Raw genomic sequence first — 13,730 nt, 5'->3', positions numbered from 1 at the left:
GGATGCATTTCAGTTATGCACCACCGGGTTAAATGCAAGCGAATCGGCAGCTTTTGCCTGGTTTTCAAAAACAACCTGCAGGTTCAGGGTTTTAGGCGCCAATGGTTCTACAGGCATCCGTGCCGCCTCAAGTGCGGCGAATAGCGGTGCCGGGTCAAAGTCAAAATTCACCATGCGTTTTTGTTTGTCTATCGCCGTATGAATAGCGGCCAGTTCGTATTCCAAAATCTTATCGAGGTAGGGGACAATAGTATTGTTTGATTTGATATATGCCGAAAACTGTTCTGCTGCAACAACAGGTAACAGCTCCGGGGCTGCCAGGTCGAAAAAATCATTCACATAGCGCTTAAATACCGCTTCGCCAACCGAAAGGCGGAGTAAGCGGGTAGAGAATTTTAAGGTAGAAATCAATACAGAACCCCTGAAATTAAAGACCATATCCTTAATGATCGAAATGCCTTTGTCATGCAGCAATTCCTCTGAAAGCTCATTGTCTATCGGTTTGCCTAACACCATTTTGCCAAGCGTATTTTCCCATTCAGCAACTGTGATGATTGCATCCGTACCTGCTTCGGGACAAACGGCAGGTTTTGCTTTTTGCTTTTTCTGGTAGTAGCCCCTTTTATCCCAGATCTGCCGCATGGTATTCAGCTGGTTTCTTATGGCAGATTGCGGCACTTTTGTAAATGATTCGGGATCGATCTCAAACATCAGGGCCTTAAGGTTGGGCAATTTGCCAACCACTTCTTCAAGAATGCTGAACAACTCAGCGTCTGAAGGGCCGCTGTGGGCATCCAGGTAAAAGTCCTTATAATAAAAACCACCGCCAACATGAAGCTCAATTACCCGCTCAAAAGGCAGGCATTTTAAAAAATCGCGTACGCCCTGCCTGCCGTTTCGCTGATTTGCGAGGATATTGTGCAGGTCGAGCAAAATATGGCAGTCGGCTTCTTCGGCCACTTTCCTTACGAATAGGCCATCCGGCATCTCGTTCCTGCGTGGTTTAAGATAGTTTGCACCGGTTTCAAACGCAAATGGAAGGCCCATTTCGTCGCGGTAGGCCCTGATATTGGCCGCCGCAATTTTTACGCCTTCAGCCGTTTGTAAGGGTGGAAGAAGAAAGCCTGAATTTATTTCCCGGCCTGCATCATTAAACATATTAAAACTCAAATGCTCGCTGATCCATTGTGGCTTTAACTCTTTCGCCTGTTGCCGCAGCGTATTAAAGTGCTGAGCCGGGGGCACGCAAGTTCCGCCAATGGGGTAACCCACCCCGTGGAATAATTTGGGGCGATTATAAGAGCTGAGGAATGCCGTAACATCGGCATCATACTTAAATGCATCACATTCATCATTTTTATCGTACCAAAATGTTTGAGGTTCGATCTCAACCACGTCGATCAGCGATGAATGCGATGCAAGAAAGTTTTCAAATCCCTGGAAATAAATAAGCCCTACACCAAGTTCATTCATTTTTTAATGCCTGGTTTTAATGGATGCTTAATTCCTGGTTTTCACTGAATCTTGCGGTGATTATTTCACCTTCGTCAATAAACTGGAATTTAAAACCTGAATAACAGCTTGGGCAGCCAACAATACCCAGGATCTCTTTGGTAATGTGCTGGGTTTGTTCAAGTGATAGTTTTGATGGTACGGATACCAAAACTGCGTTTTCTTTTGAAAATTTTCTTCCCGATTTCATAGTGGTAGATTTAATAAATGTTGCCTACTCTTTTCACCCTTTTCGGCTTCCGGGGGTAGATTCATAAGCGCCCCGCTTATAGGGATAAAGGTAGATCAGCCGGTGGAGGCCGGCAAGCGGAAAAACCCCTGATCTGCATGGGTTCACTACGGTTTTAGCCTGCGTATAACTACGTAACTTCGGTTTTTGAAAGAGAAAAAGGTCAAGATGAGCTGCTTAATTTCCTATGGAAATCCTGAGCATATGGTCTACTGATGCGTTGGCTTGTATTAAATGGCCGTCATCAATAAAATGGAAGGTGAAACCGGTATAACTGTCGGGGTATCCCAGGATCTGCAACAATTCGTTGGTTACACTGCGTATCTGCTCAAAACTTAATTTTGAGGCGGTAGCTACGTAAATATTAGTCGCTGTTGTAAAACTTCCTTCTGTTGCCATAACCCGGGTCTATTTTCATTATCAAAACAGAGCGCCCTGCTCATAGGGTAAAGGTACTAGGCTGGGTGAGCCTTAAAAAGGGGGAAAGTACCTGATTTATTGCGTACTAATACGAATGGCTATTGAGTAAAAATACCTGGCAAGGCAACCGGTGTGGGTATTCAATTATTTTTAAGGGCTGCAAAAATATGTTCATCCAGGATGATGCCATTTTTTATGATGTTGTTTTTTAAAACGCCCTCTTTGGTAAAACCGGCTTTTTGCAATGCCCGCATTGACCGCGGATTATTGCTCAAAACCCCGGCTTGTATGCGTATTAGCCCCAGGTTTTCGAAAGCATAAGTAGTGATCAGTTTTATGGCCAGGGGCATAATCCCTTTTCCCCATAGGGTTTCGCTGATCCAATAGCCCAGCAGGGCCGTTTTCCGGTAAACATCTTCCCTTATTTCAAGGCCGATAACGCCAGCCAGGTGGCCATCAACATCAATAACAAAATTAACCTGCGGATTTTGGTTGAGCATCATACTAACCCAGCTTTTGGCCGCTTCCATGGTATAAGGATGGGGGAACCTGTCCAGCAAATACGAGTAAATATTGGGATTGTCCGCATGCTTTTGCAGCGGCTCAACGTCATCCGTTTTCCAATCGCGAAGTTTAAACCCTTGTCCTTGTAATTCCATATTGTAACAAAACAGTTGCTAAAATTAGCAATGATTATTGAAACTGTTATCTTGCGTATTATTGAGTTGATTGGTTTGAACTAATTGACTATTGACTGACCTCATTATATGAAAAAACTCTTTACGCTCCTATTATTAGCGGCTTCCATTGCTGCGTCTGCACAAAAGCTGGATACCTTAACCGTTGAAAAAATAATGCGCGATCCTAAATGGATCGGCGTTTCGCCGTCAGCAATTCATTGGGCCGATGACAGCAAAAAGATCTATTTTAACTGGAACCCCAATAATACTGAGCGGGATGAACAATTCTCCATCACGCCATCAGCTGTTAAGCCGGTTAAGGTAAGTATTGATGAGAAAAAAGCAATGGCTCCTGAAAACGGCGCCTGGAACAAAAAACATACCTTAAAGCTGTTTGAAACAAGTGGCGATATCTTTCTTTCGGAGCCATCCTCGGGCAAAATCTCCCGGTTAACCAATACAGCCGAGCATGAATATGATCCCTCTTTTAATGGTGACGAAACCTGTGTTTTATTTATGAAAGGGGATAACCTGTTCTCACTTAAACTAAACGGCGGCGAACTGGTGCAGCTCACTAATTTCACCCATTCTGCAGCGGCGGCGTCGACATCCGGCAAAAGGGGGGCAAAGGCGGCCGGCAATGAGCAGGAAGCCTGGCTAAAAAAACAGCAGCTTGAATTGTTCGATATCATAAAAGTAAATGAGAAGGACCGGAAACTGGATTCCATCGAAAATAAAGAACTGGAGCCGAAGAAATTGAAAGAGATCGGGATAGATGATCAGTCTGTTGGCGGGGTGGAGTTAAGTCCTGATGGTCGCTTTATTACTTACAGGCTGACCAAACGTCCAACCGATGCCAAGCGTGGAATTGTACCGAATTATGTCACCGCATCGGGTTTTACGGAGGACATCAACAATCGTACCAAGGTTGGCGCGCCGCAGTCGACGGCTGAAAACTGGGTTTTTGATACCCAAAGGGATTCGGTTTATAAAATTGTTACTACGGCTATCCCCGGTATAAAAGACCTGCCGGATTATGTAAAAGATTACCCAAAAGAGTTAGAGGAACGCACCAAACTTAACGAAGACCGCAAGGTTGTTGTAGAGGGCCCGTATTGGAGCGAAGATGGCAAAAACGCGGTGGTGACTGTATATGCCGATGATAATAAGGACCGCTGGATAATGAAGCTTAACCCGGCGACAGGTAATTTAATCCCACTCGACCGTGAGCATAACGACGCATGGGTAGGCGGGCCTGGGGCCTACAACTTTGGCTTTACGGACAATAATCATTTTTATTTTGAAAGCGAAGCCAGCGGTTATGCGCATATTTATTTGGTGGATGTGACCGATGGCGCCAAAAAACAACTCACCAGCGGCAAGTGGGAAGTGCAGACCCTGCAACCATCTAACGATAAAAAAACATTTTATTTTACGGCCAATATGGAGCACCCCGGCATTACCAATTTTTACCGTATCCCTGTTTCGGGCGGTGCACCGGTTAAGATTACCTCTATGAAAGGGATGAGCGATGTATCCCTTTCGCCCGATGAAAAATGGCTGGCTATCCGTTATTCCTATACCAATAAACCCTGGGAATTATATGTACAGGCCAACAAGCCCGGCGCGGCGGCTATACAGGTAACCCATTCAACCACGCCTGAATTTAACTCGTACCCATGGCGCGCACCGGAGATCATCACCTTTAAAAACCGCTATGGCAGCTATGTATATGCACACCTCTACCTGCCCAAACATCCCGACCCGGCTAAACCCGCCGTGGTTTTTGTACATGGCGCAGGCTACCTGCAAAACGTTGAGTATGGCTGGAGCTATTATTTCCGCGAATTTATGTTTAACAATATGCTGGCCGATAATGGCTATACCGTTTTGGATATGGATTATTCGGGCAGCGCGGGCTACGGCCGCGACTGGCGCACCGCTATTTACCGCCACATGGGCGGCAAGGACCTGAGCGACCAGGTGGATGGCGTAAAAATGCTGGTAGATAAATATGGTGTTAACCCCAAACGTGTTGGCCTGTATGGCGGCTCGTACGGCGGGTTTATTACCCTGATGGCCATGTTTACCGAGCCTGATGTGTTTACCAGCGGCGCGGCTATCCGCTCGGTTACCGACTGGGCGCATTATAACCATGGCTATACCGATGCTATTTTAAATGAGCCGTTTAATGATGAAAAAGCTTACCGTTTAAGCTCGCCGATCTATTTTGCCGATGGCCTGAAAGGCAACCTGTTGATGCTACATGGCATGATCGATCAGAATGTGAACTACCAGGATATTGTCCGCTTAAGCCAGCGGTTAATTGAATTACACAAAGAAAACTGGGAACTGGCGTCGTACCCGATAGAGGACCACGCTTTTGAACAAGCCAGCAGCTGGACGGATGAGTATAAACGCATCTTTAAGTTATTTGAGACGACGTTGAGGAAGTAGTTGCCCCGATGGCTATCGGGGGGGATTAGATTGAATTAAGTTGACTAAGTTTTGCGTTGATGTTAACTTAAGCTAACTTGCAGGTAGAAGGCAGGTGCGCCTGAACCACCCGACACAGATGAATAAGCATGGTACACCTGGTACGCTAATTTTTTAACCGGTTTGCTTGTTTTTGTCGAATTTTTTCCGTATTTAAAGGTTCAAAATTTCCGCCGGTTCAGGCATCTTGCCTGAACCCAAACGGTTGTAAGCGGCCCGCTTACATAATGCGGCATTCTATTCGGGAGTTTTAACAACCGGCGAGGGGTAGATGATCAAGGCACAGCCGGCAGCCGTAGTTATCCGAAGTGGAGCAGTTCGGACAGCTGGCGCATTTAATCATCTAAAGAAAAACAACAGCGAACAGGCCATAAATTTGCCAGACATAATACTTTAGGATGATGATTTAACGATGCGTCCTCATAAAATTGTAGCTAAACGTCATTTAAAATTGTAATTTGCAGCAAATAGGTAATTGATTTGCCTGGAATATTAAGCTAAACAACCTGAATTGCCATCTATAGCCTTTGTAGATACTGAAATTAATCCGCAATCCGGAAAAGTTCTTGACTTTGGCGGCGTCAGGGACAATGGTAATACATTGCATGATAGATCGCCCGTTGCCTTTTCCGAATTTATTCGCGGCGCCGCTTTTATATGCGGGCATAATATCATGAATCATGATGTAAAATACATTGGCTTGCTACTTCAACAGGCTGGTGTGGCTGCTGATGACATCATTGATACACTTTACCTTTCGCCGCTTTTGTTTCCGTCAAAACCATATCATGCGCTTGTTAAGGATGACAAGCTACAATACGATGAGCCAAATAACCCACTGAACGATGCTATTAAGGCGAAGGATTTGTTTTACAATGAAATTGCAACGTTTAAACAACTTGATAGCTCAATTCAGGATATTTATTTCCTGCTGTTAAAAAACGACAGGCATTTTGGGGCATTTTTCAGATTTGTCAACTTTTCGCCTGTACGAGTCGATGTTATCTCGCTTATTCGTCAACAATTTGGACGAGAAATTTGCAGCAATGCCGATCTCAGCCTGCTGGTGTCTGATTACCCTTTAGAACTTGCGTATTGCCTGTCGCTCATCAGGGCAGGCAACGGCACCTCTATCACGCCGCCCTGGGTGCTAAAAAATTATCCGGATGTAGACAGGGTAATATTCCTTTTGAGAAGTAAGCCCTGCCTTACGGGTTGCAGCTATTGTAATCGTGCGCTCGATGCACATCTTGCCCTAAAAAAGTTTTTCGGTTTTTCGGCATTCAGGGAATATGGAGGCGAGCCATTACAGGAAAAAGCTGTTGTGGCTGCCATCCACAACAAGTCGTTTTTGGCGGTATTTCCTACCGGCGGTGGTAAATCTATTACATTCCAGGTGCCGGCTCTAATGAGCGGCGAAAACACAAGGGGCTTAACGGTGGTGATATCGCCATTACAGTCGCTGATGAAAGACCAGGTGGATAATCTTGAAAAAGTTGGCTTAACAGACGCGGTTACCATAAACGGTTTGCTGGATCCCATAGAAAGGGCAAAATCGTTCGAACGCGTTGAAAATGGATCGGCTTGTATGCTTTACATTTCGCCAGAATCGCTGCGCTCAAAAACGATTGAACGTTTACTGCTTGGAAGGAAGATTGCCCGGTTTGTGATAGATGAAGCACATTGTTTTTCATCGTGGGGGCAAGATTTCCGTGTTGATTACCTGTACATCGGCGACTTTATCCGCAATATCCAGGAAAAGAAAAATCTTTCCGAACCCATACCGGTTTCTTGTTTTACTGCAACGGCCAAGCTACAGGTGATTGAGGATATTTGCGTTTATTTCCGCGAAAAGCTGGGCCTGCAGCTTGATTTATTTACTACGTCCATATCGCGCACCAATCTACACTACAAGGTCTTATCCAAAAAGGACGATGAAGAAAAATATTTAGCAGTGCGGGATTTAGTGAGCGAGAAAGACTGCCCCGCCATTATATACGTTTCGAGAACCCTAAGAGCGGAAATGCTGGCAAAACGGCTGAAGAATGACGGCTTTGACGCAACAGCTTACCACGGCAAGATGGAGGCGAAAGAGAAAACCGCCAATCAAAACGCCTTTTTAGCCGGGGAGATAAAAATCATGGTTGCCACCTCGGCCTTCGGTATGGGGGTGGACAAAAAAGATGTCGGTGTGGTAATTCATTACGATATTTCCGATTCGCTTGAGAATTATGTGCAGGAGGCTGGTCGGGCCGGCCGCGATGAAAATATAGAAGCCGATTGCTACGTGCTGTTTAATGAGGACGATTTGAGCAAGCATTTTATCATGCTTAACCAAACTAAGCTATCGGTAAAAGAAATACAACAGGTTTGGAAAGCCATAAAAGATCTCACGCGGTTCCGTTCGAACGTATCCAACTCAGCTTTGGAGATTGCCCGGCAGGCAGGATGGGATGATAGTATTGCCGAAATAGAAACAAGGATTACCACTGCGATTGCAGCACTTGAAGATGCCGGGTACCTGAAGCGCGGTCAAAATTCACCACGAGTTTTTGCCAATAGCATACTTTCAAAAAGCGCCCAGGAGGCTATCGATAAAATAAATGCGTCCGAACGCTTTGGAGAAAGGGAAAAAGAGAAGGCAGCCAGGATTATCAAAAAACTTTTTTCAAGTAAAAGCAGGAAGCAGGTAGGTGACGAGGCTGGCGAATCACGTGTTGACTACATCAGCGACCATTTAGGTATTGTAAAAGAAGAGGTGATAAGGATGATCAACCTGCTTCGCGAAGAAAATATTTTAGCGGATGCCAAAGATTTGACGGCTTTTATTAAGCGCGGTGAAAATAAAAACCGTTCGCTCGGTATTGTTGAGTCTTTCGCAAGAATAGAAAAATACTTGTTGCCTTTTTTCGATGAGCAGGTAAACAGTTTGGGAATCAAAGAGCTAAATGAACACATCGAAAATGAGGGTTATACTGATGCGACACCCAATAAGATTAAAACCATCATCAACTTTTGGGCAATTAAAAACTGGATCAGGCGCAAAAATCTACCATCGTCAAAAAGTCATTTTGCCGTGCAAAGTTTATTCGCGCCCCAGGTATTAAGAGACAAAATTGAAAGGTGCAATCGCCTGGCCGTATTTATTACAGGCTATTTATACGACAAAGCTAACACACAGGCCTTCGCCGCCGACATCAGCAAAGAAGAAATCCTGGTTGAATTTTCAGTGCTTGAATTAAAGACAGCTTATGAACAGCGCCTGGAGCTTTATAAACTTAATATTGAACTTGACGACATCGAAAGCGGGCTTTTCTATCTTTCCAGGATCGGCGCCATCAAAATAGAAGGTGGCTTTTTAGTGGTTTACAACCGTTTAAGTTTAGAGCGTATTGAACTGGATAACAAAAAACGCTACAAGAATGAAGACTATCAAAAGTTAGGCCGCTTCTACCAAAATAAGATCCAGCAAATACATATAGTGGGCGAGTATGCGAATAAGATGATCGAAAGCTATCGGGATGCACTGCAGTTTGCCAATGATTATTTTCAACTTAATTATGGTTCATTCCTTCATAAATATTTTAAGGGCAGCCGCGAAAAGGAAATCAGTCTAAATATAACTCCGGCGAAATTCAGACAGCTATTTGGCGAGCTGTCGCCGATACAGCTTAGTATTATAAACGATAACGATTCAAAATACATAGTGGTTGCTGCCGGGCCGGGGAGTGGCAAAACAAAAGTATTGGTGCACAAGCTTGCCTCATTGCTGCTAATGGAGGATGTAAAGCACGAGCAGTTGCTGATGCTCACTTTTTCCAGGGCAGCCGCAACCGAATTCAAAAAACGACTGCTGAATTTAATTGGCAACGCGGCATATTTCATCGACATAAAAACCTTTCATTCCTACTGCTTTGATTTACTGGGAAGAGTAGGAAGCATTGAAAAATCCGGTAGCATCTTAAAACGAACTATTGACAAAATAAAAAACAAAGAGGTTGAACCCAGCCGGATCACAAAAACCGTTTTGGTGATAGACGAAGCACAGGACATGGACAAGGATGAATTTGACCTGGTGCTTACGCTGATAGACGAGAATGAAGAGATGAGAGTGATTGCAGTAGGTGATGACGATCAGAATATTTACCAGTTCCGGGGCTCGAGCTCAATATATCTGCAACAACTTATCAAATTGAGTGGTGCCAAAAAATACGAGCTTGTAGAAAACTATCGAAGTAAAAGTAATATTGTTGATTTTGCAAACCAGTTTTTAACCCGTATTGCCGATAGGCTGAAAAACACACCAGGTATTGCCAAACAAACCAATGATGGCAAAATAAGCTTGACAAACTATCGGCATGGAAACCTTATCACTCCGCTCGTAAATGATGTGAGCAGCGCTGCGCTGGCTGGCACTACTTGCGTACTTGTTAAAACAAATGAAGAGGCATCGCAAACAGCCGGATTGTTGTTGCAAAACGGTATGCAAGCCAAACTTGTCCAAACAAATGATTCCTTCAATCTATTTAACCTGGCCGAAATCAGATTCTTTCTCAGCCTGCTGAATACTGGCGAACAGGGCTATGTAATAGCCGGCGAAGTGTGGGAAAATGCAGTATGTAAGGCTACTGCAACATTTAAAAGCAGCGATAATTGGACGATCTGCGAAAATCTTATAAAGGATTTTGAGTCGACGAATAAAAAAGTCAAATACAAGTCTGACCTGGAAGTTTTTATACGCGAGTCTAACCTGGAAGATTTTTATCCGCATGGCGGCGAAACAATTTTTGTTTCCACCATCCACAAAGCCAAAGGGAAAGAATTTGACAATGTTTTTTTGATGCTGGAAAACATGGGGCAAACCACAGACGACTTTAAACGGCAACTCTATGTGGCCATCACCAGGGCCAAATGTAACCTCTCCATTCATACTAATACCGGTCTTTTTGAGCATATTACAGTGAACAGCCTTACACATATTGAACGCATTGAACCGAATTTGCCACCTGCACTGTTGACTATACATCTGACGCATAAAGATGTTAAACTCGACTATTTTTACAGAACGCAGCCTTACATATCCACATTAATGGCAGGAAATGACCTGATTATTTCTGACGATGAATGTCTGAATACCAACCGGCAACCGGTTTTGAAATTTTCAAACCAATTTTCTGATCTCGTAAAAGAGTATCACCAAAAAGGGTATATAGTAAAAACTGCGAAAATAAACTTCGTGCTTTACTGGCAAAAAAAAGATACCGATCTTGAAATTAAGATTGTTTTACCAAAAATCTCTTTTGAAAAATTGAATTTATAGTTGGCCTGTGATCGCCCACCTGATCGGAGTAAAGGTATAGCGCCCTTTCAGGGCTGGCAGGATGTGCCTATACCCGCCGGACTTCGCCCGGCGTTAACGGATAGCGCCCTTGCAGTGCTGTTGTAAACCAATTTTAAGTCCTGAAAGGACGTAATACACCAACGATGGGTGCAGCCCATCGCATAGCCAGTGGTGCAGCCAACTTAGGTGATGTTAGGGTATCAATCGCCGGCATTCTTAAACGCTGCCGGGCCTGAACCCAAACGGGGGTAAGGCCGCTTACATAGCACGGCATCCCATTCGGTGGTTTTAACGACTGAAAAATGTTTGGCAACGTCAGCGGGACGCTGACCAACATTTAGGTTCAAGCTCGATGCTCGAACCGGCGAGGGGGACAAAACTCCTGCTTAAAATTGATCGGCCAGCACTTCCTGGTTAGCCAGCTGCTTATCCAGCAGTTTATGCAACTTGCGGTTTAAGGTTTTAAGTTCAAAAGGTTTTTCAATAAAATCATTTGCCCCCGCTTTCTTTGCATCGTTTCTGTCAATTTCAAGTACCGAAGCAGAAAACGACATGATCGGAATATCTTTTTTAAAACCTGTTAATTCCGTACGGATCTTTCTTGTCGCCTCGTTTCCGTCCATCACCGGCATATGCGTGTCCATCAATATCAGGCTGTAATTATTCTCCTTTAGCTTTTTAAATGCATCCAGTCCGTTAATGGCAATATCAACTTTAATATTCCATTTCTTTAATATTTTTACAGCAACAAACTGGTTGATAGCGTTGTCTTCGGCCAATAATATTAAAATGTTATCAAATTTCGGGAGGTCGGCTATTTGCTTTTTTGTTATTTCCAGGGCCTTAACCTTCGTAACATCTTTATAGGAATTGGTGAAAATAAATGAAGTTCCGGCCCCTAAGGTACTTTCGACCTTAAGCTTGCCGCCTTTTAATTCCACAAGTCGTTTAACGATAGAAAGCCCCAGGCCGGTACCGCCAAATTTTTGCCAGGTTTTATCTTCAATTTGTTCAAACCGGGTAAATATTTTATTTATTGACGATTGCGGGATTCCAACGCCTGAATCTTTAACAATAAATTCCAGCACTACATCGTCGCCTCTTTTTTCAAGCAGCTGAAGGCTGATTTTTATCGTGCCGGCTTGTGTGAATTTTATGGCGTTATTGATCAGGTTGATTAAAATTTGATTTAATCTTAACGGATCGGCCATTACCAGCGAAGGAATGTTCGCGTCTGTCTCACAAATCAGCTCCAATCCCTTTTCATTGGCCATCGGCCTGGTAAGGTTACAAACCGACTGTACCAACCCGGCAATGTCGGCCGGCTCCCTTTTTATGACAATTTTTCCGGCGTCTATTTGCGCGCTTTCCAGGATGTCGTTAACAATTCCAAGCAACGATTTAGACGAAAAGTCCATCATATCTATCATTTCCTGCTGGTCTCTCGTTACCTCTGATGCCGTTAACAGCGAGGTTAAGCCAATAATGGCGTTTAACGGCGTCCTGATTTCATGACTCATATTGGCCAAAAAATTTTCTTTAACGATCTTGCTTTTTTCGGTTTGCTCAATTGCTTCCACCAGGTCGTGCTGGTAACTCACTAATTCCTTGTTTTTGTTATTGATTTCCCGCTGATAATTAACCATGGTTATCAGAGAGTTGACTTTGGCAATAGTAATATAAAGATCAAGCGGTTTAAACAGGTAGTCTACAGCGCCTTTATTCAACCCCTTTACCACGCACGCCGAACTCATGGAGTAGCCGGTGATTAAAATAACCATGATATGTTCGGTAAGGGGATTTTTTTTAATCAGATCCAAGAGTTCAAACCCGTCCATTTCGGGCATTTTAACATCAATCAGCGCTATTGAAATATCATTCTCCAAACAAATTTCCATAGCGGATTTTGGAGACGCGGTTGTATAAATTTTTAACCCATCCTGTTCCAGGGAGGTCTCTAAAGCCATTAAATTATCCTTACTGTCATCAACTATTAAAAGGTTGATATCGTCCTTTTGATACACACTCATCTTCCTTGGGTAATTTACGGTTATCGTATCGCGGAAACGCGACGGCGGGTCTGCCTTATGTTGCCGGCAAACTGGAGTAAATTGTAAAAATATAACAATTATAAACGCAATAAGTTTTAATTATTAGGACAATTAATATCCTAAATATTAATTACATTGAATTAACCAACCTGTTTTTTTATAGCCGGGGTATACGCATATTACCTGATGGCAGTATAAGGCTAAAGTATAAAAGTATACAAGCGAAATTTAAATCTCTGTTCAGGGCAGCCATCCAAAGCTTCGCCATAAGGTGAGATAAAAATAGCATGATAAAAAAAATTCTTAAAATGCTTTTGCAGGCTCCTGTGGCCTATATTTACGGTGGATTTTTATGGTGCAATAATGAAAAAAACAGTTTGCCTTCTGTTCGTCTTTTTCCTTGGCTGCGCAGGCAGGCCCGATAGCACTGCGGTGCGTATCTCCCTGGTAAACAATAACCGGTCCATCCGGTTCAAAGGCCTCGACCCGGCCATCATGGGCGAAGTCAGCCGTAATGCATCACCTGCCGTATGGGAAAACCTCATCCCGGTTTACCGGATGCCTGCGGATACAGATCTGAAAGATTACCAGCCCATCCAGCATGGGGTATACCAGGTAAAAGACAGCGTTATTGTATTTACACCCGATACCCCGTTTGTAAAGGGCCACACCTATTTTTTGCGTTATTTCCGCTTTGAAGGCGGCACAAAACCCTGGGATTTTATCGGGGGCAAAAAGAAATTAGGTAGTGTGCCTCACCAGGATTTGGTGGTTAGGGATTAGTTGATTGGGTTAGATTGGGTTAGATTGGGTTAGATTGGGTTGATTAAGTTGATCGAGTTGAATGAGTTCTTTGTTCGTATTTCAACCTGATTAACCCAGCTACTCACTTAATCAACCCAATCTAACTCAATCAACTAAAAAACCATTTTGAAACCCCAATAAAAGTCCTTATATTTGCATTTGAATTAAAAAAGAGGGGGCGATTGTCCCCTCTTTTA

8 protein-coding genes are annotated in these 13,730 nt (G+C 43.7%); 3 read left to right on the top strand and 5 right to left on the bottom strand.

Going from position 1 to position 13,730, the window contains the following annotated elements; translation table 11 throughout:
- Positions 1–9: 9 nt before the first annotated feature.
- The 4 genes from MgSA37_RS23175 to MgSA37_RS23160 all read right to left on the bottom strand — a co-directional run bounded on the left by MgSA37_RS23175 (position 10) and on the right by MgSA37_RS23160 (position 2,820).
- Entirely contained in the window at positions 10–1,473 is a 1,464-nt protein-coding gene (locus tag MgSA37_RS23175) for a DUF692 domain-containing protein (protein WP_096355479.1), read from the bottom strand.
- Positions 1,474–1,489: 16 nt separating this feature from the next.
- Positions 1,490–1,702 (bottom strand): hypothetical protein, encoded by a 213-nt coding sequence (locus MgSA37_RS23170; RefSeq protein WP_096355477.1) that lies wholly within the window; start codon positions 1,700–1,702, stop codon positions 1,490–1,492.
- Positions 1,703–1,918: 216 nt separating this feature from the next.
- A complete protein-coding gene (locus tag MgSA37_RS23165) occupies positions 1,919–2,140 on the bottom strand; it encodes a hypothetical protein (RefSeq protein WP_096355475.1) in 222 nt (73 codons plus the stop codon).
- A gap of 161 nt (positions 2,141–2,301) precedes the next feature.
- Positions 2,302–2,820, bottom strand: coding sequence for a GNAT family N-acetyltransferase (locus MgSA37_RS23160; RefSeq protein WP_096355473.1), 519 nt, complete (start codon positions 2,818–2,820; stop codon positions 2,302–2,304).
- A gap of 108 nt (positions 2,821–2,928) precedes the next feature.
- Between MgSA37_RS23160 and MgSA37_RS23155 the strand changes: the two genes are divergently transcribed.
- Entirely contained in the window at positions 2,929–5,298 is a 2,370-nt protein-coding gene (locus MgSA37_RS23155; protein ID WP_096355471.1) for a prolyl oligopeptidase family serine peptidase, read from the top strand.
- Positions 5,299–5,848: 550 nt separating this feature from the next.
- A complete protein-coding gene (locus MgSA37_RS23150) occupies positions 5,849–10,657 on the top strand; it encodes a RecQ family ATP-dependent DNA helicase (protein WP_096355469.1) in 4,809 nt (1,602 codons plus the stop codon).
- A gap of 407 nt (positions 10,658–11,064) precedes the next feature.
- Here the strand turns inward: MgSA37_RS23150 and MgSA37_RS23145 are convergent, their stop codons facing one another.
- Positions 11,065–12,708, bottom strand: coding sequence for a response regulator (locus MgSA37_RS23145; protein ID WP_096355467.1), 1,644 nt, complete (start codon positions 12,706–12,708; stop codon positions 11,065–11,067).
- Between the two features lie 384 nt (positions 12,709–13,092).
- Here MgSA37_RS23145 and MgSA37_RS23140 point away from each other — a divergent pair, with 384 nt between their 5' ends.
- Positions 13,093–13,512, top strand: a complete 420-nt coding sequence (locus MgSA37_RS23140; protein ID WP_096355465.1) for a hypothetical protein — start codon at positions 13,093–13,095, stop codon at positions 13,510–13,512.
- The last annotated feature ends 218 nt before the right edge of the window (positions 13,513–13,730 follow it).

Origin of the sequence: Mucilaginibacter gotjawali, assembly GCF_002355435.1 — a bacterium.
GTDB classification, from domain to species: Bacteria; Bacteroidota; Bacteroidia; order Sphingobacteriales; family Sphingobacteriaceae; genus Mucilaginibacter; species Mucilaginibacter gotjawali.
This window is presented reverse-complemented; position numbering and strand designations above follow the sequence as displayed.